Source organism: Pseudoalteromonas sp. QJM3NY_22 (assembly GCF_056173065.1).
Genome location: NZ_CM149655.1, coordinates 2,366,980 through 2,391,462, shown reverse-complemented (window position 1 = coordinate 2,391,462; position 24,483 = coordinate 2,366,980). Strand labels below are relative to the sequence as shown.

Sequence of the window (24,483 nt, the reverse complement as noted above, 5' to 3'; positions counted from 1 at the left end):
TCTAATGAAAAAAGTACTGGTAACAGGAGGCGCGGGATACATTGGCAGCCACACTGTTTTAAGCTTATTAAAAGATGGTTTTGACGTAGTAGTAATAGACGATTTAAGTAACTCGAGTCGTGAATCGCTAACTCGCGTAGAAGCGTTATCAAAGCGAAAAGTTGAATTTATTCACGCCAGTTTACTTGATAACGATAAGTTGTCTGCCACGTTGAGCGAGCATAAATTTGATTCAGTTATTCACTTTGCAGGTTTAAAAGCGGTAGGCGAATCCATAGAAAAACCACTTGAGTATTATTATACCAACTTGGTGTCTACCTTAAATTTATGCCACTGCATGCTTAAATATAATGTTAATAAACTCGTGTTTAGCTCATCAGCTACAGTTTATGGGCAAGGGGCATCAGTGCCTTATACCGAAAACTTACCTCTAGGGCGTGCAGCAAGCCCGTATGGGCAAACAAAGGTAATGATTGAGCAAATACTACAAGAAATAGTAGCGTCAAATACTGGTTTGCAAGTAGCAAGCTTACGCTACTTTAACCCTATTGGCGCAGATATTAGCGGCCAAATAGGGGAAGATCCATTAGGTATTCCTAACAATTTAATGCCCTTTATAGCTCAGGTAGCGGTAGGTAAACGTGACAAATTAGCTATTTTTGGAGGCGATTACCCTACTGAAGACGGTACATGTGAGCGGGACTATATACACGTTAGTGATTTAGCCAAGGGTCATATTAAAGCTCTTAAATGGCTTGGCGAGCAACACCATAGCTTATATGAAGCATTTAACTTAGGCACTGGCAATCCTTATTCTGTGCTTGGTATCGTAAAAGCATTTATTGAGTATACCGGAGTTGATATTAACTTTGACATTGTAAAGCGCCGCGATGGCGACTTAGCTGCTTTTTGGGCCGATTCATCTAAAGCCAAGGCTATTTTAGGCTGGCAATGTAAATACACCCTTGCAGACATGATGAAAGACACGTGGCGCTGGCAAAGCAATAACCCTAATGGCTACCCAAATGTATAACCTCCTTATGTAAAAACACTGTCTACACAAGGCGTCCTAATTCACACACAATAATAAAGGTGATTAAAATGAAACGCAGAAGTTTTTTAAAGCTCAGCGCCGGCCTACTAAGTTCAAGTATGCTCGGTGGTTGCAGCGGTTTATTTGCATCATACCGAGGTGACTTAACCTCAACTGCACCATTAGATAATACGAATTTAAGCAAGCAAGTGTGGCTCGGTAAGCATTTTTGGGGGAACAGACTCCAAGACTGGCAACGCATAGGTAATGAGCTTTTATGTACTCGAGAAGAAAAAGATTTTGAAGCGCGTACCGTATCGTTACTCACCAGGCAGCTTAATAGCTCTTTACAAAGTGGGCGTATAAAAGCCACCGTACGTAATTTAACGCCGAACGAAAAAGGCTTTTGTGGATTTTTATTAGGGATTGGTAAAGGTGAGCTAACAGCTAAAGGTGCTGCTTTAGCGCAGCGAGCTGGTGGCGAAAATGGCGGAATAATTGCGGCCTTTGACAGTTTAGGTAAATTATCATTTAGACAGTTTGATGATGAAAGCAAAGCCCTTGATTTTACCATTATTAATCGTACTCCATTTAATATATGCGAATCAAAAGCCAAACTCGGGATAACTCCTAAGCATCATCGCTGCTGTCAGTCTTCCATAAATATGTGTAAGTAGCCCTGTTGACGATCGTACGTTTGATGCATCTCCAATGCCTGTAACCTTATTGAGCCAACCAAATAATGATTCAATTGGCTGTCTCATACTTGATGCTGCATTTGAATAAATTTTGTCTTCTGGCGATAAGTGTTTCTGGCCCTTTTGTTTTTTTACAGGGGTCAATACCTTTAAGTCTTGATTTAATTCAACTTCTTTCTCATCCGGTCTTTTGTAAGCTTGATCACCAAAGAGTAAATTGTCTGTGAGCAATGACCGGATTTGATCAAAAATAGGTCCATCCTGCCTCCCTGCTTCCTCAATAAATATAATTTCAATATCTGGTAAGGTCGCTTCTCTTTTACGTGCAACAACATGTGCTTTGACGCCGTAGTAATACATTTTTTTCGTTGAGTTGTAACTTTTACTTGCAAGCTCTGGTGCCACTTTAGCTGTGTATGCATAGTTACTCTTAGCTAGCGTAATGGGAAATGAATCAATAAGATAAACACTGTCATCGCTTTCAGGGACTTTCTTCATTTGTAAAAAAGATATCAACGCAATAAATCCATTTGACAACTTGTTAACCCGGTGTATGAATGCTGCATATCCAGAGAGCTTTGGAAAATGGTCACTAAGGTGATCTTTAGCATAACGGTGAATCGCAGTAATTGTTCGGTAACCTCTTAAAATACCATAACAATATATTGTCATTACTTCCTCATCCGTAAATGAAATATTTTTACCATTGGTAAACCTTTCAACATGTGGGTGAATTATTTCTTGATATTCATTGCTGATCACCACGTATAATGATATTAATTTATCTTCCCAGTCCATGCTTTCTCTCTCTTCTTTGGTTCGCACCTGAAGAGTAATACTAAACATGGACTGGGTCCTACCTTTTCAGCTTTTGATTCGCATATATAGATAAATGCATTCATGACTGACAGATTGTTTATTTTCCTTGCGCAACCATCCCGTTATTTGTTCAGGACTCCACTTCTCATTAAGCTTCTGGGTAATTAAAGCCATCATTTCAAGTGTCATCTTAAGTGGTTTTCTTGCACTTCTTCGGCGAGACAAAGCCCGCTCATGAGCTTGTTTGTATCTGTAACCTCGCTTGCCTGTATTTCTAGAAAGCTCTCTTGAAATCGTAGATTGCGATAAATTAGTTAGCTCAGCAATACTTTGTTGCGTAAAACCGCTTTTCTTTAGAACAGCGATCTGGCATCTTTGCTCATAGGTCAGTTGTTTGTAATGTCTCATTGTAAAATCTCTTGCCGAAGAAAAAGCAGTTAGCTTATGAGCAACTGACCACTTAATCTAGTCAAAACAAGTTATGCACTTACAATTTGAATCTAGGTAACCTTTCTTTGCAGTACTATCGTTTTCAGCGGTGCATGCGCCGATGCAAGCAACGAATGCTGATTTAGCTCAATTTCCACATTTAACAGGTAAGAGAAAAATATTAGCTGCGATGAATTTTGCTATGGATCGCGCTATTGCTGTCGTATTAGATAAGCTTAACGCACTTAAAATTAGTGATAACACTCTAGTGGTGTTTATTAATGATAATGGCGGACCGACTGATCAAAATTATGCCAATAATTATCCATTAAGTGGTACTAAAGCCAATCATCTTGAAGGCGGGATCCGAGTACCTATGTTATTAAAGTGGCCAAAAAGGCTTTCAAGTAATAATACGTGCTATACGTATCCGGTGAGTTCACTCGATTTATTACCGACTTTTATTCATGCTGCTAATGGCAAAGTGACTGAGCAGATGCAGCTCGATGGCGTTGATTTGATGCCATTTTTATTATCAAAGAGCACACAACGACCTCATTAAACCTTGTACTGGAAAAAGGAATCTCGAGCCGCTATTGAGACAAAGACTTAAAGCTACTGCGTTTTCCTGACCGGCCCGCTGAATTGTACGATCTTTCTGTCGATGTATCAGAGAACCATAATTTGGCATCGTCGCAGCCAAACCAAGTAGCGAACTTGATGAAAAAACTATTCCAGTGGGAACTAACACTAGAAAGACCTTTATGGCAATTAAAGCGTGAATACGAAGGTCATGCAATGACACGTATGGATAGCTATCGCATACATCAAAAAAATAATTAAAAAGAGGATTAAATAATGAGACGACACGTGTTATTGATACTGATAACTATGTTTATGAGTATAAACAGTTTTAATGTCAATGCCAGCGAGCAAAAACCAAATATAGTGGTGATCCTCGCCGATGATTTAGGATATGGTGACTTAGGGTTTACTGGTTCAAAAGAGATTAAAACACCTAATATTGATGCATTAGCGAGTAATGGCACCCGCTTTAAAAATGCGTATGTGACACACCCTTACTGTGGTCCTTCACGTGTAGGCTTACTGACTGCGCGTTATCAAGCGCGTTTAGGTATGGAAAACAATGTAAGTTATATGCCACAAGATAAATATATGGGACTACCACTATCTGAAAATACCTTTGCTAATCGTTTACAAGACGTTGGCTATCATACATCGGTATTTGGTAAGTGGCACTTGGGTGGCGCACCGCATTTTCAGCCTAATAAGCGTGGCTTTGACTATTTCTATGGTTTTTTAGATGGCGGGCATAATTATATGCCTGATCAAGTGACGGTTGGCGGAGATGGTTATTCACTGCCGCTGATGCGTAACACTCAAGTAACCGAATTTGATGAATATTTAACGACAGCGCTTAGTCGTGATGCAGTGAAGTATATTCACCGACAGCAAGAATCGCCATTTTTTATGTATTTATCTTACAACGCACCTCACACGCCACTACAAGCACCCGCTGAATATATTGAAAAATATAAGCATATTGAAGATGAAGACCGACGTGTTTATGCAGCCATGATTGATGTTATGGATGAAGGAATAGGTATGGTAGTCGATGCACTTAAAGACATAAATCAGTTAGATAATACACTTATTATCTTTTTATCGGATAATGGCGGAGTATTTCCTGAAAGCTGGCAACCGACTAGCGATTGGGCTGACAATTCACCTTTTAGAAGAGGTAAAGTGGCTTTACTAGAAGGCGGGATCCACGTTCCTTTTATCGCTCATTGGCCAGGGGTAATTCCTAAAGGCGAAGAGTTTACTGGTTTAGTATCGTCACTTGATATTGCTGCAACCTCAGTTGCACTAGCGGGTGCTGATAATAAGAAATTAGATGGTGTTAATTTACTGCCATTTTTACAAGGCACTAAACAAGGCAGCCCACATCAGGCGTTATTTTGGCGCTTAGAAGAGGCACCGAATATTTATGCTGTACGTACCGCTGATTATAAATATATGAACCAACCACTACCGAATGTAGGCCGTAGTTTTTTTGATATGAAAGCGGATCCGTATGAGCAACATAACTTGGTTGATACATTACCCGCTGAACAAGCTAAATTAGCCAAGTTGTGGAATGAGTGGAATAAGCACAATACAAATAATGTATTGCAGCAATCATGGGAATACAAAGCACAAATAGATAAGTTTTTTGAGCAGTTAAATAAGCAGAATATTGAACAGGCAAAACAAATCCCAAATTACATTATCAAGTAAATATAATAAGCCCCCTGTCGTTATTCGCTTAATTAAGGGGGCATGAGAGTTGCGGCTATAGATCAGTTATTTAAGTTACCAACACTTATCAATTGATCTGTAGGTTGTTTATTTAAATGCTCAGAGCTGCCATCTCGCCATGTAACAATAATTGATGAGATTGAATCTGCCTGTGCTAATCCAAAATGTACAATATTAAGTAAGCTTTGCGAGTGGGTAGCACTTTGTGAACCAATAACTTGATATTGGCTCGCAGTTGCTGTTTTAATTTGTACTTTTGCACCATATGGATCAACCCCACTTTTTGAGTACTCAACTCGAATAAGGGTGAAGTGTGCGTGACTTAACTCTGTGGTATTTTCATATAAATGCCATTGGCCGTTATCTTCATCTCCGCTTAGTAGGTCGAGTTTTCCGTCTAGGTTGAAGTCAAATGCGGCTCCCATATCGCCGTGTGAGTCTAAGCCACGTTCGGTATCGGCGTTATGAGTGATTGTTGTTTTAAAGTTGTAATCACCTTGGTTAATGAGTAAAACATCGGCAACTCGCTCTTTTAGTTCACCAAAGCGATAGACCATAAAGTCTATTTTTGTGTCGTTATTAAAATCGCCAGGTACAACTCCCCAGTTATTACTGTTTGTTAATGCTGGTAATTTAGATGAAATATCAACTAGCTTACCATTATCGTTACGTAGCAATACATCAGGAAGGGCTAGATTTTGTGGTTGCCAATCGCTTTGATAGCCTTTTACATTTTTGAATGATGCGCGTACATCCCATGCAAGGTTATCGGTAAGTACCCATTCTACTCGCCATTTATTATTCCCTAAATACCCAATGTACCAGCCAGTTTTATCAAGCTTAGTTGGAAACCCGCGCGCTCTTTTCTGGCTAATGGTTGTGTTTTTATTGGGTGTATTTATTAATTTTTTTTTCTCGCCTATGTATACATCCATATGGCTTAATAGCTTGGCACGCGGGAAGTGATAAAAGTCACTTAGTATAAGGCTTCCTGAGTTTGTGTTGTCGGTAATGAGTGTTATGCCATCGTGACTTTTATTACCTTCATCACGCAGGTCTAGTCGTTTGCTGCCTTTATTAAACGATAGACTGTTATTAGCGATAGTGTAGCTTAGCTTTCCGCGAGCAAGGTAGTAGTCCATATCGCCGTCGTTATCTATATCAGCTTGCGCAACTGCGAGCGTGCCTTTGTAGGCTTCACTATTTGCACCTAATAGATCTTGAGTCGTATTGGCGAAGGTAAAGTCGTTATTACCTTGATAAATAGCTAAATTGTTGTATCCATCAAAAGCAAAAATATCGAGTATGTCATCGTTATTGTAATCGGTTAATAATACACGCTCGGCTTTTATATTTTCAAAAGTAGCTGATGGGTGATAAGTAAATTTTCCATTGCCGATATTTTCAAAAATGATATTACGAGGGGAGTTTTCGTGAATTAATTTTTCGGCGTTTACTTGGATAAAATCAAGATCACCACCGCTATCTATATCAACCCAGCGCACAGAACGCCCGAGAGCCCCCATTTTAGATAAGCCAGCTTCAACGGTTTTATCTTCAAATTTACCATTATTGTTTTTAAGTAGTCGCTGGGGTTGAGGTGTAGTGCCATTTCCACCACCTAGTGCAATAAGTACATCGAGATCACCATCGTTGTCGTAATCACCGGCCGACATACCGTGTAGATCTGCTCGTGGAAAAATATCGTTTTGTAGTGTGTATGTGCCATCTCCATTTGCCATAAATAAACGAATAGGAGTGGTGTCGTGATTTGTTAGCAGCAGGTCATAATGACCATCACTGTTTATATCGGCAATGGTAGGGCCGCCATATTTCCAGTTTTTTTGTGTTATTAAGCCAGCTTGTTCAGACACATCAGAAAATACAACGTTGTTACTTGTTTGGCTACTGGGCGTTTGTGTGGTTTGACTGCATCCCGCTAAGTTCATAGCGCTAATTATCACTAAGCTAAAAATTGATTTTTTGTTTTTAATCACTATTGTGCCCCCTTACATTGTGTTAATTGTTGACAATATAAATTAAAAGTAAAACATACAAGTAAATTTTATTACCCAAGCCTTAATGTTTTTAACGGACTCGCTTTAGTGCTCTGAAGTTATATTAAATATTAAGAGTGGCTTTACAAATTACATACCTAGGTGTGAATTGTTAACAATAAACCATATCAGAGGTGTGATAGTTCACTTTGATATTCCTCGTATCGGCATTGTTTTAATGATGCATTACTTGGTCACTATTTAATTAAACATTCTTGAAGGTATAAAAATATGCAAGCTGCACAATATATAGGTAGCAAGTCATTTAACATTGTTGAAGGCACATCTATTAAACCTAAAGCGGGTGAGATTAGATTGAGTGTTGGATACGTTGGGATTTGTGGTACTGATATGCACATATACCATGGTGTATGGATCAACGAGTGTCTATTCCGCAAACAATTGGCCATGAAATATCAGGTGTTGTTGCAGAAATAGGTGAAGGCATTGAAGGCTTTGCTGTCGGCGAAAACGTGGTAGTACGTCCACTAGATTGGTGTGGCGATTGTCCTACGTGTAATGCAGGGCATACGCATATTTGTCAAAAATTAAAGTTTATGGGAATAGATACGCCAGGTGCTTTTCAGTCAAGCTGGACGGTTAAAGCGCGTACTTTGCATAAATTACCAGCAGGCGTTGATTTAAAACAAGGCGCATTAATAGAGCCGTTATCGGTTGCGTGCCATGATGTACGACGCTCGCGCTTACAAGCGGGTGAGAAAGTTGTTGTGCTTGGTGGTGGGCCAATTGGGCAATTAGTTGCTGCGGTTGCTAAAAGTGTTGGCGCAGAAGTACTCGTGTCTGAGCCTAACGAAAGCCTCCGTGCTTTTGCCGATGAGCTAGGTGTTAAATCGGTTAATCCCATTGAAGAAGATTTAGCTGCCTATGTAGATAGCTGGACGCAAACAAAAGGTGCTGATGTTGTATTTGAAGTATCAGGCGTAAAACCCGCAATAGAGGCTATGACTGAAATAGCAGGGCGCCGGGGTCGTATAGTCATGGTGGCTATTCACAGTGTTAAACCTGAAATCGATTTATTTCAATTCTTTTGGAAAGAGTTGGAGTTATTAGGTGCACGTGTATACGAAGCGGCCGACTTTGATTGGGCTATCGAATTAATTTCATCGGGCCAAATAGATCTTAAACCTTTTATTAGTTCGGTTAGTTCGTTAACTGATATTGGTAGTGCATTTGCGAGTATGGATGGAAATCCAGAAGGTATGAAAGCGCTTGTTGAATGTAACCCACAATAATAAAAATTATAAAGGTATGAAAATGAATAATATGTTAGAAAAATTTAGTTTAGAGGACAAAGTAGCTCTTGTTACAGGTTGTAAGCGCGGTATTGGTAAAGGTATTGCTCTAGGTTTAGCACAGGCTGGCGCTGATATTATTGGTGTATCTGCAAGCTTAGAGCTTGAAGGCTCTGAAGTAGAAAAAGAAGTTAAAGCCCTTGGCCGAAATTTTAAAGCTTACCAATGTGATTTTGGTGATCGTGATGCGCTTTATTCGTTTATTAATGATGTAAAAAGTGATTTTCCAAAAATTGATATTTTAGTCAATAATGCAGGTACAATCCTTCGTGCTCCTGCGGCTGAGCATGGCGATGATTTATGGGATAAAGTGATTGAAGTTAACTTAAATGCTCAATTTATTTTAAGCCGCGAAATAGGCAAACAAATGATAGAGCATGGCGAGGGTAAAGTTATTTTCACGGCTTCTTTGCTCACTTTTCAAGGTGGTATTACAGTACCAGGTTACGCAGCTAGTAAAGGTGCTATTGGGCAATTGGTTATGGCGCTTTCTAATGAATGGGCTGGCAAAGGCATTAATGTAAATGCGATTGCGCCAGGTTACATTGATACCGATAACACTGAGGCATTACGCAATGACAAAGAGCGTAATGCAGCCATCTTAGCGCGTATTCCACAAGGTCGATGGGGAAATCCTGAAGACTTTAAAGGGCCTGCTGTGTTCTTGGCTTCTGAGGCTGCTAGTTACGTAAACGGCGCTATTTTATTGGTTGATGGCGGATGGATGGGGAGATAGTTCAATGAACTTTCATAATAATGTGAATTTTATAAATGGCGAATATGTTGCTTCTAAAGCAAGTGGCACGATTGAAATATTAAGCCCATCTACAGGTCAAAAAATTGGTGAAATACCAAAAGGCTGTATAGAAGATGCGCAGTATGCACTTGAATCAGCGAATGTAGGGCAGAGAAAGTGGGCTAAATTGACAGCTCGCACACGTCAAAATATATTGCGTGTGTTTGCTAATAAAATTCGTGAAAATAAAGATATTCTTGCGCCAATGCTTGTTGCAGAGCAAGGTAAATTACTATCAGTTGCACAAATGGAAGTTGACGTAACAGCGACTTTTATTGACTATGCATGCGACCATGCACTTACTATTGAAGGCGATATTTTACCTTCAGATAACGATGATGAAAAAATATACATTCATAAAGTGCCACGAGGCGTAGTTGTTGGTATTACTGCGTGGAATTTTCCGTTGGCATTGGCTGGTCGTAAAATTGGACCTGCGTTGATCACAGGTAACTCTATTGTATTAAAACCTACTCAAGAAACACCTTTAGCAACCACCGAGCTAGGTCGTTTAGCAAACGAAGCGGGTATTCCTGCTGGCGTGCTAAACGTTATTAATGGATCAGGTTCTGTTGTTGGCCAAGCATTGTGTGAAAGCCCAATTACTAAAATGATCACCATGACAGGCTCTACTGCTGCAGGTAAGCAAATCTACAAAACTAGCGCAGAATACATGACGCCTGTAATGCTTGAACTTGGCGGTAAAGCCCCAATGGTTGTTATGGCCGATGCCGACCTTGATGAGGCTGTTGAAGGTGCGCTTTGGGGTCGTTTTGCTAACTGCGGGCAAGTATGCACCTGTGTTGAGCGTTTATATGTTCAAGAGTCTGTGTACGATGCGTTTATGGCTAAATTTATACCAGCTGTAAAAGCACTTCGTGTTGGAGATCCTATGAACCCAGATACGCAAATGGGTCCTAAATGTAATCAACGCGAAATAGACAACATTGATCACATAGTTCAACAAAGTATTCAACAAGGCGCTTCTGTCGCCACTGGTGGTAAAGTTGCTTCTGTTGAGGGTTTTGAAGGCGGTTGTTGGTACGACCCCACGTTACTTGTAGACGTTAAGCAAGATAACATTGCAGTGCACGAAGAAACTTTTGGCCCAGTACTCCCTATTGTTAAAGTTAAAGATATGGAGCAAGCGATTGAATACTGTAACGACAGTATTTATGGCTTAAGCGCTTATATATTTACGCAAAACTTTTTCGATATTAATAAAGCCATTAACGAATTAGAAGTGGGTGAAGTTTATATTAACCGTGGTATGGGTGAGCAGCACCAAGGTTTTCATAATGGCTGGAAACAGAGCGGCTTTGGCGGCGAAGATGGTAAATTTGGTCTAGAGCAATATCTAGAGAAGAAAACCGTTTATTTGAAAGAAAAATAATACTCCAAAATTTAGCCGTAATGCAGCTTAAGCAAAAAGCCAATAATGTTTTCATTATTGGCTTTTTATTTGTCAGCAGATTACTTTAAATTAATACTTATATCGCCATTTGGTTTACAGCAGCACAACAATATTTCACCTTCTCGCACAAACGCAAGTGGCTCTTCGTTATACTCAACACTGCCAGACACTAAAGTAGCTCTGCAAGCTCCACAGTAGCCTTCACGGCATTGGAATGCGACGTATATTTTCATGGATTCTAAGCAGTGTAAAAGAGAAGGGCAGCCAGTATTAAATTCTATACACTGGCTGTTTTCTGCAAGCGTTATGCTTGCAGTAGACTTGTCACTCATTATAAATCAAAATCACCAAATTCTGATGCATCAACTTGAGAGTCTATTTGACCAACAAGGTATGAGCTTATTTCTGCTTCTTGTGGTGCTACTTGTACATTATCAGACACGAGCCATGAGTTGATCCATGGAATAGGGTTACTGTTGTTTTCAAACTGTGCAGGTAAGCCAATCGCAGTCATACGGGCGTTGGTGATGTATTCAACGTACTGACATAAAATATGTTTATTTAAACCAATCATTGAGCCATCTTTAAACAGGTATTCTGCCCATTCTTTTTCTTGCTCTGCGGCTTCAACAAACATTTTAATTGCTTCGTCTCGGCACTGAGCGGCAACAATCGCCATTTCTGGGTCGTCTTTACCGTCTTGCATAATATTTAAAATATGCTGAGTACCCGAAAGATGCAGTGCTTCATCGCGCGCAATAAGCTTGATGATTTTAGCGTTACCTTCCATCAGTTCACGCTCAGCAAACGCAAACGAACATGCAAAGCTTACGTAAAAACGAATCGCCTCTAAAATATTTACCGACATCATTGCAAGGTAAAGTTTCTTTTTAAGCTCAAATAAATTCACGATAACGGTTTTACCGTTAATTTCGTGTTTTCCTTCACCGTATAAATTGTAAAGTGATACAGAGTTAATTAGGTCATCGTAATATTTTGTTACCGCATCAGCACGTTCGCTAATTTTATCGTTGCTAACAATGTCATCAAAAATAAGCTCAGGTGCTTGTGTTACGTTACGAATAATATGTGTGTATGAGCGGCTGTGAATTGTTTCACTAAACGCCCATGTTTCTATCCATGTTTCAAGTTCTGGTAGCGATACGATAGGCAGTAGGGCTACGTTTGGTGAACGCCCTTGCACACTATCAAGCAATGTTTGGTATTTTAAGTTACTTAAAAATATGTGCTTTTCGTGATCTGGTAATGCCTGAAAGTCTAAACGGTCTTTACTTACGTCCACTTCCTCAGGACGCCAAAAGAAAGACAATTGTTTTTCGATTAGCTTTTCAAAGATAGGGTACTTTTGTTGGTCGTAACGAGATACGTTAACTGTTTGGCCAAAAAACATTGGCTCTTGCATTTGGTTATTATGGTTTCGGCTAAAAGTAGTATAAGACATGTTTATCACTCAAAAAAACTATCAGAAAAAGCGGGCTAAATGCCCGCTTAAAATAAAAATTAGTAACTATATTTTACACGCGCCGCCTTCACAATCATCATCTTCCACTTCTGGAGTGTCTTCTTGTGAATCTGATGCGCCATCACGGGTGTTGTGATAGTACAACGTTTTAACGCCCAGTTTGTATGCACTAAGTAAGTCTTTTAATAAGACTTGCATAGGTACTTTACCGCCTTCGAACTTGTTTGGATCATAATTTGTGTTTGCTGAGATTGTTTGGTCAACAAATTTTTGCATTATGCCTACAAGCTGTAAGTAACCATCGTTTGATGGGATATCCCATAATAACTCATAGTTATTTTTTAAGCGTTCATACTCAGGAACTACTTGTTTTAAAATACCATCTTTGCTTGCTTTAACACTAATATGACCACGTGGAGGCTCAATACCGTTTGTAGCGTTAGAGATTTGCGACGATGTTTCTGATGGCATTAATGCACTTAGTGTTGAGTTACGCATACCGTGCTCTTTAATGCTTGCACGTAGTGTATCCCAATCAAGATGAAGTGGCTCATCACAAATTTTATCTAAATCACGTTTATACGTATCGGTTGGCATTATACCTTGTGAGTACGTTGTTTCGTTAAATTTAGGACATGCACCACGCTCTTTAGCAAGTTCGTTAGATGCTTTCATCAAGTAGTATTGAATCGCTTCAAATGTTTTGTGAGTCAGGGCGTTCGCGCTACCATCTGAATAACGTTTACCGTTTTTAGCTAGGTAGTATGCGTAGTTAATTACACCTATTCCTAACGTACGGCGTCCCATAGTTGCATTTTTAGCAGCCGGTACAGGGTAGTCTTGGAAATCAAGTAAGTTATCAAGTGCACGTACAGCAAGCTCAGCTAATTCTTCAAGCTCATCAAGTGATTCTATTGCACCTAAGTTAAACGCAGAAAGTGTACAAAGGGCAATTTCGCCTTCTTCGTCATTTACGTTATTAAGTGGCTTAGTTGGCAATGCAATTTCTAAACATAAGTTAGATTGGCGAATAGGCGCAACTTTAGCAATGAACGGGCTGTGTGTATTACAGTGATCCACATTTTGTAAGTAAATACGACCTGTACTTGCACGTTCTTGGGCAAACATAGAGAAAAGCTCAATGGCTTTGATACGCTTTTTACGGATAGACTCGTCTTGTTCGTATTTGACGTAAAGCGCATCAAATTCTGCTTGGTCTTCAAAAAATGCATCATAAAGGCCAGGCACATCTGATGGGCTAAATAACGTAATGTAATCGTCTTTAATTAAACGAGAATACATTAATTTATTAAATTGTACGCCGTAATCTAGGTGACGAACACGGTTATCCTCTACACCACGATTATTTTTAAGTACCAGTAGGTTTTCTACTTCTAGGTGCCAAAGCGGGTAGAACAATGTTGCAGCGCCGCCACGTACACCACCTTGCGAACAACTTTTAACCGCTGTTTGAAAGTGCTTATAAAAAGGAATACAACCAGTGTGATACGCTTCGCCATTACGAATATGGCTACCTAGCGCACGAATTCGACCTGCGTTAATACCAATACCCGCACGTTGTGAAACGTACTTAACAATAGCTGATGATGTTGCATTGATTGAATCGAGGCTGTCGCCACATTCAATTAATACACATGAGCTAAATTGACGGGTAGGGGTACGAACACCAGCCATTATTGGTGTAGGCAATGAAATCTTAAATAACGATACCGCATCATAAAAACGTTTAATGTAATTAGTACGCGTTTCACGTGGGTAATCTGAAAATAAGCTTGCCGCTACTAAAATATATAAAAACTGTGCGCTTTCGTAAATTTCACCTGTTACACGGTTTTGAACGAGGTACTTACCTTCAAGCTGTTTTACAGCAGCGTAGCTGAAGTTAAGATCGCGAGAATGATCAAGGTACGCATCAAGCTCATCTAATTCTTGCTCTGTATAATCTACTAATAAGTGAGCATCATAGCGTTTATCTTCAACCATTTTAGTTACATGATCAAATAAACGTGGTGGCTCAAATTGGCCATAGGCTTTTTTACGTAGGTGGAATACAGCTAAACGCGCTGATAAATACTGGTAATCTGGCGATTCTTTTGAAATCTGATCTGCAGCTGCTTTAATAATGGTTTCGTGAATATCTTTGGTACGAATACCATCGTAAAATTGAATGTGTGATTTTAATTCAACTTGCGAAACCGAAACGTTATTTAAACCTTCGGCGGCCCATTCAATAACGCGATGGATCTTATCAAGATCAAGCGGCTCTTTACGCCCGTCACGTTTGCTTACAGATAACTGTTGGTTCATAGCTTTGCCTGTATTCCTTGGGGATTATGTATTTTGACCAATGTTTACACCTCAAATTAGCAAGGTGTAGTGCTCATTTATTATAGGTTTCACCAAATTAGTGAATTTAATTGAATAACATTTGGCCACAATATCTGGTGTTGTTCAATTTAGAGATCACAAGATAGTGTGGTCTGCATTGTTTTGCAAGGGACATAATTGCCCCTGTTTGTGGATAACTTTGGGATAACGCATTTGTGTTAGTAGACACTCACCTTCGAACAATCATTTAAGTTGAAATATGCAAAAATCAACTAATGATCTGTTAAATTTACGCATTTTAAAAATAAATTTTGACTGCTTTTTTTATCAGCAAGCTTTGCATAAAAACTAACACAATCACAATATATAGTGTTTATTAATTAACATAGCACTATATATGGTTAAAACCATCAATTGGACTTAGCCAGTTTAAATTGGCTTTCCAGCTTAATGCCTCATCTTCACTGGGAATGTAACCCCAAAGTGCAGTCGCGGTATGCATACCTGCTGCTTTGCCTGCTTGTATGTCACGCTGTGCATCACCAATGTATAAACAACGCTTTGGCTGTACTTGCATAAGCTTTGCACAATGTAGCAGTGGTAAAGGTGATGGCTTAGCCTCTGCTAAAGTGTCACCACTTATTACTACACTGGCATTTTTTAAAGCAGGAATAGCTGCAACTAAAGGATCGGTTAAAAACCCTGGTTTGTTAGTCATGATCCCCCATTTGATCTTTTTCTGATCTAGGGCGATAAGTAACGATTCAACTCCGCTGAAGCAGCGTGTGTGATTTGCTATGTTTGCAGCGTACTCGTCAATTAATTGCTTTATAAGCTCGCTTTGAGGTTGTTTGTCCCATAACGCTTTAAAACCAGCCTCTAATAATGCGCCAGCTCCGTTAGATGCAGCAGGACGGTATATATCACTACTAACAGGCTCTATTTTATTGCTAATAAGCACTGCGTTTAAAGCGGCACCTAAATCATCAGCAGTGTCGAGTAGGGTGCCGTCTAAATCAAATAAAAATGCATCGTACTCAATAAGGGGGTGGGGGGCTTGAGAGTTAGCCATTAAGCTAACTTCTCAAAATAAAGTATGTAATTTACGCTAACGTCGTTATTAAGCGTATATTGCTTTGATAGTGGGTTATAAGAAAGGCCTGTACTTGCACGAACTTTTAAACCCGCTTGCTCTGCCCATGCAATGAGCTGTGCAGGTTTTATAAACTTTTTATGGTCGTGTGTACCTTCAGGCACCATTTTTAAAAGCTTTTCAGCACCAATAATAGCGTATAAGTATGCTTTAGGTGTTTTGTTCAGGGTTGAAAAAAACACGTCTGCGCCTGGTTTGGCTAGTGCGGCTACGGCATGAATGATAGATGCCGGGTCGGGAACGTGCTCAAGCATTTCCATACAGGTTATTACATCAAAGCGCACTGGATTTTGTGAAGCAAACTCTTCTGCAGGCACTTTTATATAATCTACATTTACGCCAGTTTCTAAACTGTGCAACTTAGCAACACTTAAAGGCTCTTGCCCCATGTCGATGCCAGTTACTTTTGCGCCCATGCGCGCCATGCTTTGGCTTAAAATACCGCCACCACAGCCAACGTCGAGTGTTTCTTTATCGAATAAGCCTTGCGTTTTATTTGCTATAAAGTCTAAACGTAACGGGTTAATTTCGTGAAGAGGTTTGAATTCTCCGTCTAGGTCCCACCAACGCTCGGCGATGGCTTCAAATTTTGCTATTTCTGCGTGATCTACATTTTGATGTTCGGTCATAAGATGCTTCCTCGTCAATCTGAGGCCATTATATAGGGCTAAATTGATAAATCGCAAAGTTTTGCGCCTGTAAATTAAAATTAATTGTGATAGCATGGCTGTTAGAAATAATAACAATACTCTTAATACCCAATACCGGGTCGTTGAGAGCTGATACTGAAGGAATGTGATATCAAATGACTGATCTCGCCAATGAAATTCTGCCAGTCAATATTGAAGACGAGTTAAAAAACTCCTACTTAGATTACGCGATGAGCGTAATTGTAGGACGTGCATTACCAGACGTACGTGACGGCTTAAAACCTGTTCATCGCCGCGTTTTGTTTGCAATGAACGAGCTTAGTAATGACTGGAACAAGCCTTACAAAAAATCGGCCCGTGTGGTCGGTGACGTAATCGGTAAATACCACCCACACGGCGACAGTGCAGTTTATGACACGATAGTTCGTATGGCTCAGCCATTCTCACTACGTTATATGCTTGTAGATGGCCAAGGTAACTTCGGTTCGGTTGATGGCGATTCAGCTGCGGCAATGCGTTATACAGAAGTACGTATGGCAAAAATGTCGCATGAGCTATTAGCTGATCTTGAAAAAGAAACGGTTGATTTCGTTCCTAACTACGACGGCACAGAACAAATCCCTGACGTTTTACCAACAAAGGTCCCTAACTTATTAGTTAACGGATCATCAGGTATTGCGGTAGGTATGGCTACAAATATCCCACCACATAACTTAACAGAAGTTATTAATGGTTGTTTAGCGCTTATAATCAACCCTGAATTAACTATAACTGAGTTAATGGATTATATTCCGGGCCCAGATTTTCCAACCGCTGCAATTATCAACGGTAAGAAGGGTATTGAACAAGCATACCAAACTGGCCGTGGTAAAGTGTACATGCGTGCACGTGCTGAGATTGAAACGGATGAAAAAACAGGCCGTGAAACAATTATCGTTCACGAAATTCCTTATCAAGTTAACAAAGCACGCTTAATTGAAAAAATTGCTGAGCTTGTTAAAGATAAAAAAATTGAAGGCATTAGTGCACTACGTGATGAATCAGACAAAGACGGTATGCGTATCGTTATTGAGATCAAACGTGGTGACGTAGGCGAGGTTATTTTAAACAACTTGTATGCGCAGACTCAGTTACAAACTGTGTTTGGTATGAATATGGTTGCGTTAATTAACAACCAGCCTAAGTGTTTCAACTTAAAAGAAATGCTAGAAGAGTTTATTATTCACCGTCGTGAAGTAGTAACTCGTCGTACAGTATTTGATTTACGCAAAGCCCGCGATCGTGCACATATGCTAGAGGGTTTAGCTATTGCGCTTGCAAACATTGACCCTATTATCGAACTTATTCGTAAATCCCCTACACCTGCTGAAGCTAAAGTTGCTTTAACGGCACGTTCGTGGGAATTAGGTAATGTAAAATCAATGCTTGAAAAAGCAGGCGAAGATAATGTTGCACGTCCAGATTGGCTAGCTGCTGATTTAGGTATTCGCGACGGTCAGTATTTTATTTCAGAGCAACAAGCCCAAGCAATCCTAGATTTACGCTTACACAAGCTAACAGGTCTTGAGCATGAAAAAATCCTGAGTGAATATCAAACACTATTAGATTTAATTGCTGAGCTTTTACATATTTTGGCAACGCCAGAGCGTTTAATGGAAGTTATTCGTGATGAGTTAGTTGAAATTAAAGCACAATACGGCGATGAACGTCGTACTGAAATTAATGCAGCGGCTCACGATATTAGCTTAGAAGATTTAATTACCGAAGAAGACGTTGTAGTAACGCTTTCTCACGAAGGTTATGTGAAATATCAGGCATTGTCTGATTACGAAGCACAACGCCGTGGTGGTAAAGGTAAATCAGCAACGAAGATGAAAGATGAAGATTTCATTGAACGTCTACTCGTTGCAAATACGCACGATACTATTTTATGTTTCTCTACGGCCGGGCGTTTATATTGGCTTAAAGTATATCAGTTACCACTGGCAAGTCGTGCAGCGCGCGGTAAGCCAATTGTTAACTTGTTACCACTTGAAGCTGATGAACGAATTACTGCTATATTGCCAGTACGCGAGTACGCAGAAGATAAATACATCTTTATGGCAACAGCATTTGGTACAGTTAAGAAAACACCATTAACGGCTTACAGTCGTCAACGTGCAAGCGGTATTATTGCTGTTAACTTAAATGAAGGCGATAGCCTGATTGGGGTTGATATTACCGATGGTAGCAACGAAATTATGTTGTTCACTGATGCAGGTAAAGTTGTACGTTTTAAAGAAGCTGAAGAAACAACGGTTGTTGATGAAAACGGTAATCCTGTATTAGACGAAGAAGGTAACCCTGAGATTCGTTTCAAAGGTGTTCGCCCTATGGGTCGTACTGCTACAGGTGTTCGTGGTATTAAAATGCCAGATGAGCAACGCGTAGTATCGTTAATTGTACCAAAAACTGACGGTGCTATTCTGACGGTAACTGAAAACGGTTACGGTAAGCGTACGCAACTTGAAGATTACCCATCGAAGAGTCGTGCAACACAGGGTGTTGTATCAATTAAGGTGAGTGAACGTAACGGTGCTGTTGTTGGTGCTGTGCAAGTTGACGACAACGATGAAATAATGATTATTTCAAATCGTGGCACCTTAGTACGAACTCGTGTTAATGAAGTTTCTACGGTTGGACGTAACACTCAAGGTGTTATTTTGATCAGAACTATTGACGAAGAGCAAGTAGTTGGTTTACAACGTATAGAAGAGATTGAAGTTACTCAAAGTGACTTGATTGATATTGAAGACGTTGAAACTGTAGATACGGTTATTGATGAAGTAGCGGATGATAATCCTCCTTCAGAATAATTGATATTGAAAAAGCGGCCTTGGCCGCTTTTTTTAATGTTGTTGAAAAAAATTAATAGAGTGTGAAATTATATTCATTCATTAAAATCGTAATGTTGAGTGGATGGGGATTATACGTTCATGCTTAGTAGTTAAATTACTGGAATGAGGCAAAGGTAATGAGTAAATATAATTTTTGTGCGGGACCGGCTATGCTTCCGCAAGCGGTTATGAAAAAAGCGCAAAAAGAGTTTCTAGATTGGCAAGACTTGGGTGTTTCTGTAATGGAAATGAGCCATCGCAGCAAAGAGTTTTTAGCATTAACTGCAAAGTGTGAAGCGAGTCTTCGCCGCTTAATGAATATCAGTGATGAATTTGAAGTGTTGTTTATGCACGGAGGCGGTCGTGGCCAATTTAGTGCTGTTCCTTTAAATTTGCACCAAGAAGGCAAAACAGCGTTTTATTGCGAGAATGGCGTATGGTCGAAAAGCGCCAGAGATGAAGCGAATAAGTTCACTCAAACGTCTTTTACGGATGTACGTAATGATGCTGATGGTGAATTTTCAATTAAAGACGTTGCAGACTGGGAATTACCAGAAGATGCGGCGTACATTCATTATTGCCCTAACGAAACGGTAGATGGACTCGAGATTTTTGATGTACCGAGTCACCCAACTGCGCCGATTGTTGCTGATATGTCATCGACTATTTTGTCTCGCGAAATAGACGTGAACAAATTTGATTTAATTTATGCCGGAGCACAAAAAAATATCGGTCCATCGGGTATTTCAATCGTTATTGTTCGTAAAACACTACTTGAGCGTGAAGGGTTAGCAAAGCCTGGTATTTTAGATTACGCCCTTGAAGCAAAACAGGGCAGCATGTTTAACACGCCACCTACTTTTGCATGGTATTTAGCTGCTGAAGTATTCGAATGGTTAGAGAGAAATGGCGGCGTAAAAGCCATGGAAACACAAAATATTGCAAAAGCTGAGCTACTGTATAATTTTATTGATAATTCTGACTTTTACTCAAATATAGTCGCTAAGCATTGTCGTTCACGTATGAATGTTCCTTTTTGGCTAAACGATGAAAGCTTAAATGAGCAGTTTGTAACTCAATCCAATGATGCGGGTTTACTTGCACTTGAAGGGCACCGAATTGTAGGCGGTATGCGTGCGAGTATTTATAACGCCATGCCACTTGAAGGAGTTCAAGCCCTAGTAGACTTTATGGCTGCCTTTGCTAAGGAGCACAGTTAATGGAACAGCTACGTTTAGAACCAATTACAAAAGTAAATGGCACGGTAACCCTACCAGGCTCAAAGAGCTTATCGAATAGGATTTTGCTCTTAGCAGCACTGGCAAGCGGTACCACTGTTGTTGAAAATTTGCTTGATAGCGATGATATACGCCATATGTTAGGTGCTTTAAAATTATTAGGTGTGCATGTAACTTTAAATGGTGAGCGAACAGTCGCGATAGTAAACGGCGTTGGTGGCGTATTTAAAACGCCTAGCGAGCCATTGTTTTTAGGGAATGCCGGCACTGCTTACAGACCTTTAACGGCTGTACTTGCTGCTGTTACTGGTGAGTATGAGTTAATAGGCGAGCCGCGCATGGAAGAGCGTCCAATAGGGCATTTAGTTGATGCTCTTCAAGCATTGGGTGGTGATGTTACTTATACTAAACACAAAGACTATCCACCACTTAAGATTATGGGTGGGCAAATTAAGGGCGGCTCAGTTGAAATTGACGGTAGTATTTCAAGTCAATTTTTAACTGCATTACTAATGGCTGCACCTTTGTTTAGTGGTGATACAAATATAACCATTAAAGGTACCTTGGTTTCTAAACCATATATTGATATTACGCTTGATGTAATGGCACGTTTTGGTGTTAATGTTGAACACAGTAATTATGCAACTTTTAAAGTTAAAGGTGGTCAACAGTATCAATCACTCGATCGAATTATGGTTGAAGGGGATGCGTCTTCTGCTTCTTACTTTGTTGCTGCAGCTGCGATAGCGGGTGGTGAAATTGAGATTAAAGGTGTAGGTGCTAAATCGGTTCAAGGTGATATAGGCTTTGCCAAAGTAATGGAGCAAGTAGGCGCGAAAATCGATTGGTATGATGAGCGTTTAGTTGTTCGCAAAGGCGAATTAAAAGGCGTAGATATTGACGCTAATGCAATTCCTGATGCAGCTATGACACTCGCAACAGTTGCTCTTTTTGCTAAAGGTCCAACTGCCATTCGTAACATTTATAACTGGCGAGTAAAAGAAACAGACCGTTTATATGCAATGGCAACTGAGCTTAGAAAAGTAGGTGCAGAAGTTGTAGAAGGGCATGATTTTATAGAAATTACACCACCTGAACATTTCAATGATGTAGCAATAGATACCTACGACGATCACCGTATAGCCATGTGCTTTGCCATGGTTGCTGTTGGCGGGAAACCTATAACGATTAATGATCCAAAGTGTACTTATAAGACATTCCCTACATTTTTCAATGTTTTAGCGTCAGTCAGTGAATCGGGCTTTTATAACTAATTATAAAAAGTTACACACTAATAGCAGATATATTTTTATAACTGGCGTATAATATGGCGGTTTATTTAGGTGTGCATTGCAGGAGGTTTAAATGCAGGCGTTATTAATGCCCGTGATCACCGTTGATGGCCCAAGTGGTTCAGGTAAAGGAACTGTTTGTCGCTTGTTAGCCGACAAGTTAGGGTGGGATGTATTAGATAGCGGTGCGATTTATCGCGTTTTATCTTTAGCTGCACTTCATCACCAAATTGCATTAGACAATGAAGAAGGGCTTGTCCCTCTTGCTGCAAATTTAGATGTGCAGTTTTTGGTAGATAGCCAAACTAATGCAGGGAAAGTTATTTTAGAAGGCGAAGATGTAACGACTACTATTCGTAATGAAGAAGTAGGCGCTGCGGCATCAAAGGTTGCAGCATTACCTCGCGTTCGTGAAGCATTATTACGTCGCCAGCGAGCGTTTCGTACTGAAAGTGGCTTAATTGCCGATGGTCGCGATATGGGGACTGTGGTTTTTCAAGATGCGCCGTTAAAAATTTATTTAACAGCAAGTGCAGAAGAGCGTGCTCGTAGGCGTTTTGTTGAGTTGAATACGCGCGGCCTTGATGTTACACTGAGTGGTCTATTACAGGACATTCAAGCTCGTGACGAGCGCGATATGAATCGTGCCGTTGCTCCGCTTGTGCCGGCAGACGATGCTATTGAACTCGATACTAGCGAACTCAATGCTCAGCAAGTGTTTGATAAAGTGATGACTTTATTAGATGTTGCAATATCTGAAGGTAAGCTTCCTAAACGAAGCTAAACACATTTTATGCACCAGCAGGATGCCAGTGCTATTTTAACAACCCCATGCAGCATGGTTGCTTATTGGTATTAATATATGAGACGTATATTCGTATGTCAGAAAATTTTGCGCAGTTATTTGAAGAAAGCTTAAAGGGTTTTGAAGCAGAGCAAGGCTCTATTGTTAAAGGTACAGTAATCTCTATCGAGAATAACATTGTACTTGTAGATGCTGGTCTTAAATCAGAAAGTGCTATCCCTGCAGAGCAGTTCAAAAATGCTGCTGGTGAACTTGAAGTTGCTGTTGGCGACGAAGTAGATGTTGCACTAGATGCAATTGAAGACGGTTTCGGTGAAACTATCCTTTCTCGTGAGAAAGCGAAGCGTCACGAAGCGTGGATCCGTCTTGAGAAAGCATGTGAAGAGCAAGAAACTGTTACCGGTGTTATCAACGGTAAAGTTAAAGGCGGTTTCACAGTTGAAGTTGATTCAATCCGTGCTTTCCTACCTGGTTCACTTGTTGATGTTCGTCCAGTACGTGACACAACTCACCTTGAAGGCAAAGAGCTTGAATTTAAAGTAATCAAGCTTGATCAAAAACGTAACAACGTTGTTGTTTCACGTCGTGCAGTTATCGAATCTGAAAACTCACAAGAACGTGAAGAGCTTCTTGCTAACCTTGTTGAAGGTCAAGAAGTTAAAGGTATCGTTAAGAACCTTACTGACTACGGTGCATTCGTTGACCTTGGTGGTGTTGATGGTCTACTACACATTACTGATATGGCTTGGAAGCGTGTTAAGCACCCTTCAGAAATCGTTAATGTTGGCGACGAAATCGCAGTTAAAGTTCTAAAATTCGACAAAGATAAAACTCGTGTATCTCTAGGCCTTAAACAGCTTGGTGAAGATCCATGGGCAGCTATCGCTGGTCGTTACCCAGAAGGTTCTAAACTTTCTGGTCGTGTTACTAACCTTACAGATTACGGCTGTTTCGTGGAAATCGAAGAAGGCGTTGAAGGTTTAGTACACGTTTCTGAAATGGATTGGACTAACAAGAACATCCATCCTTCAAAAGTTGTAAGCCTTGGCGACACTGTTGAAGTTATGGTTTTAGAAATTGACGAAGAACGTCGTCGTATTTCTCTTGGTCTTAAGCAATGTATTGCTAATCCTTGGCAGGAATTTGCTCGTCTACAGAACAAAGGCGATCAAGTTACTGGTAAGATCAAATCAATCACTGACTTCGGTATCTTTATCGGTCTTGACGGTGGTATTGACGGTCTTGTACACCTTTCAGATATTTCTTGGAATACACCTGGCGAAGAAGCTGTACGTGAATTCAAGAAAGGCGACGAAATCACTGCTATCGTATTGCAAGTTGACCCAGAGCGTGAACGTATCTCTCTAGGTGTTAAGCAAATCGAAGCTGACCCATTCAATAACTACCTTGATGCAAACAAAAAAGGTGCTATTGTTAAAGGTAAAGTGACTGAAGTTGATGCGAAAGGCGCAACTGTTGAACTTATCGAAGGCGTTGAAGGTTACATCCGTGTAGCTGATATCGCTCAAGAACGCGTTGAAGATGCAACTACTGTTGTTTCTGTAGGCGACGAAATTGAAGTTAAATACGTTGGTGTTGATCGTAAGAACCGCACTTTAAGCTTATCTGTAAAAGCTCTTTTCGAAGCAGAAGAGAAAGAAGTACTAGAGAAGCTTAAGAAAGAAGAGCCAGTGTTTGAAAACGCAATGGCAGCTGCTTTCGCAAATGCACAAAAAGACTAATATATAATTAGTTT

Annotated in this window: 19 protein-coding genes and 2 pseudogenes; 13 read left to right on the top strand and 8 right to left on the bottom strand. The window is 40.1% G+C overall.

The features are described from left to right. Window positions 1–4 precede the first annotated feature (4 nt). Together galE and AC0VZ4_RS10810 are read left to right on the top strand one after the other, a co-directional pair. Window positions 5–1,033: a UDP-glucose 4-epimerase GalE gene (gene galE, locus AC0VZ4_RS10815; RefSeq protein WP_475439669.1), complete on the top strand. Its 1,029-nt coding sequence runs from the start codon at window positions 5–7 to the stop codon at window positions 1,031–1,033. 68 nt (window positions 1,034–1,101) lie between these two features. Continuing rightward, window positions 1,102–1,710 carry a hypothetical protein gene (locus AC0VZ4_RS10810; protein ID WP_475439668.1) on the top strand — a complete coding sequence of 203 codons (609 nt, stop codon included), beginning with the start codon at window positions 1,102–1,104 and terminating at the stop codon, window positions 1,708–1,710. Here AC0VZ4_RS10810 and AC0VZ4_RS10805 read toward each other — a convergent pair. Further along, window positions 1,639–2,577 carry a transposase gene (locus AC0VZ4_RS10805; RefSeq protein WP_475439667.1) on the bottom strand — a complete coding sequence of 313 codons (939 nt, stop codon included), beginning with the start codon at window positions 2,575–2,577 and terminating at the stop codon, window positions 1,639–1,641. The two genes, AC0VZ4_RS10810 and AC0VZ4_RS10805, sit on opposite strands and share 72 nt — an antisense overlap. A 33-nt stretch (window positions 2,578–2,610) precedes the next feature. After that, window positions 2,611–2,958, bottom strand: a pseudogene (locus tag AC0VZ4_RS10800) (transposase); the annotation flags it as partial. 142 nt (window positions 2,959–3,100) lie between these two features. On the opposite strand from AC0VZ4_RS10800, the gene AC0VZ4_RS10795 reads away from it, so the two are divergent. The 3 genes from AC0VZ4_RS10795 to AC0VZ4_RS10785 all read left to right on the top strand — a co-directional run bounded on the left by AC0VZ4_RS10795 (window position 3,101) and on the right by AC0VZ4_RS10785 (window position 5,280). Beyond that, window positions 3,101–3,541 (top strand): sulfatase-like hydrolase/transferase, encoded by a 441-nt coding sequence (locus AC0VZ4_RS10795; protein WP_475439666.1) that lies wholly within the window; start codon window positions 3,101–3,103, stop codon window positions 3,539–3,541. Window positions 3,542–3,699: 158 nt separating this feature from the next. Next, entirely contained in the window at window positions 3,700–3,822 is a 123-nt protein-coding gene (locus tag AC0VZ4_RS10790; protein WP_475439665.1) for a hypothetical protein, read from the top strand. Window positions 3,823–3,876: 54 nt separating this feature from the next. Next, window positions 3,877–5,280: a sulfatase family protein gene (locus tag AC0VZ4_RS10785; RefSeq protein WP_475439664.1), complete on the top strand. Its 1,404-nt coding sequence runs from the start codon at window positions 3,877–3,879 to the stop codon at window positions 5,278–5,280. Window positions 5,281–5,342: 62 nt separating this feature from the next. Here the strand turns inward: AC0VZ4_RS10785 and AC0VZ4_RS10780 are convergent, their stop codons facing one another. Beyond that, the gene (locus AC0VZ4_RS10780) at window positions 5,343–7,298 is read right to left on the bottom strand and encodes a CRTAC1 family protein (protein ID WP_475439663.1); all 1,956 of its coding nucleotides are present in this window, start codon (window positions 7,296–7,298) and stop codon (window positions 5,343–5,345) included. Window positions 7,299–7,589: 291 nt separating this feature from the next. Here AC0VZ4_RS10780 and AC0VZ4_RS10775 point away from each other — a divergent pair. The 3 genes and pseudogenes from AC0VZ4_RS10775 (at window position 7,590) to aldA (ending at window position 10,860) form a co-directional block, all read left to right on the top strand. Beyond that, a pseudogene (locus tag AC0VZ4_RS10775) lies at window positions 7,590–8,611 on the top strand (zinc-dependent alcohol dehydrogenase). A gap of 31 nt (window positions 8,612–8,642) precedes the next feature. After that, window positions 8,643–9,407 (top strand): 2,5-didehydro-3-deoxy-L-galactonate 5-reductase, encoded by a 765-nt coding sequence (locus AC0VZ4_RS10770; RefSeq protein ID WP_475441641.1) that lies wholly within the window; start codon window positions 8,643–8,645, stop codon window positions 9,405–9,407. A 4-nt stretch (window positions 9,408–9,411) separates the two neighbouring features. Next, the gene (aldA, locus tag AC0VZ4_RS10765) at window positions 9,412–10,860 is read left to right on the top strand and encodes an aldehyde dehydrogenase (protein WP_475439662.1); all 1,449 of its coding nucleotides are present in this window, start codon (window positions 9,412–9,414) and stop codon (window positions 10,858–10,860) included. Between the two features lie 80 nt (window positions 10,861–10,940). Here the strand turns inward: aldA and yfaE are convergent, their stop codons facing one another. From yfaE to ubiG, 5 genes are all read right to left on the bottom strand, one after another. Beyond that, a complete protein-coding gene (gene yfaE / locus AC0VZ4_RS10760) occupies window positions 10,941–11,213 on the bottom strand; it encodes a class I ribonucleotide reductase maintenance protein YfaE (RefSeq protein ID WP_475439661.1) in 273 nt (90 codons plus the stop codon). Continuing rightward, window positions 11,213–12,343, bottom strand: a complete 1,131-nt coding sequence (gene nrdB / locus AC0VZ4_RS10755) for a class Ia ribonucleoside-diphosphate reductase subunit beta (RefSeq protein WP_007376605.1) — start codon at window positions 12,341–12,343, stop codon at window positions 11,213–11,215. Before nrdB ends, yfaE begins: the two co-directional genes overlap by 1 nt. Window positions 12,344–12,409: 66 nt before the next feature. After that, window positions 12,410–14,692, bottom strand: a complete 2,283-nt coding sequence (nrdA, locus tag AC0VZ4_RS10750) for a class 1a ribonucleoside-diphosphate reductase subunit alpha (protein WP_475439660.1) — start codon at window positions 14,690–14,692, stop codon at window positions 12,410–12,412. Between the two features lie 412 nt (window positions 14,693–15,104). Next, entirely contained in the window at window positions 15,105–15,785 is a 681-nt protein-coding gene (locus tag AC0VZ4_RS10745; RefSeq protein WP_475439659.1) for an HAD family hydrolase, read from the bottom strand. Next, complete coding sequence (gene ubiG / locus AC0VZ4_RS10740) at window positions 15,785–16,495, bottom strand: bifunctional 2-polyprenyl-6-hydroxyphenol methylase/3-demethylubiquinol 3-O-methyltransferase UbiG (RefSeq protein ID WP_475439658.1); 711 nt, start codon at window positions 16,493–16,495, stop codon at window positions 15,785–15,787. Before ubiG ends, AC0VZ4_RS10745 begins: the two co-directional genes overlap by 1 nt. A 176-nt stretch (window positions 16,496–16,671) precedes the next feature. On the opposite strand from ubiG, the gene gyrA reads away from it, so the two are divergent. The 5 genes from gyrA (at window position 16,672) to rpsA (ending at window position 24,469) form a co-directional block, all read left to right on the top strand. Further along, window positions 16,672–19,371 carry a DNA gyrase subunit A gene (gene gyrA, locus AC0VZ4_RS10735; protein ID WP_007376601.1) on the top strand — a complete coding sequence of 900 codons (2,700 nt, stop codon included), beginning with the start codon at window positions 16,672–16,674 and terminating at the stop codon, window positions 19,369–19,371. Window positions 19,372–19,529: 158 nt separating this feature from the next. Further along, entirely contained in the window at window positions 19,530–20,612 is a 1,083-nt protein-coding gene (gene serC, locus AC0VZ4_RS10730) for a 3-phosphoserine/phosphohydroxythreonine transaminase (RefSeq protein ID WP_033016435.1), read from the top strand. After that, window positions 20,612–21,904 carry a 3-phosphoshikimate 1-carboxyvinyltransferase gene (gene aroA, locus AC0VZ4_RS10725; RefSeq protein WP_475439657.1) on the top strand — a complete coding sequence of 431 codons (1,293 nt, stop codon included), beginning with the start codon at window positions 20,612–20,614 and terminating at the stop codon, window positions 21,902–21,904. The genes serC and aroA overlap by 1 nt, the downstream gene beginning before the upstream one ends. 91 nt (window positions 21,905–21,995) lie before the next feature. Continuing rightward, window positions 21,996–22,706, top strand: a complete 711-nt coding sequence (cmk, locus tag AC0VZ4_RS10720) for a (d)CMP kinase (RefSeq protein WP_007376598.1) — start codon at window positions 21,996–21,998, stop codon at window positions 22,704–22,706. A gap of 95 nt (window positions 22,707–22,801) precedes the next feature. Further along, entirely contained in the window at window positions 22,802–24,469 is a 1,668-nt protein-coding gene (gene rpsA, locus AC0VZ4_RS10715) for a 30S ribosomal protein S1 (RefSeq protein WP_002961176.1), read from the top strand. Window positions 24,470–24,483: the final 14 nt, after the last annotated feature.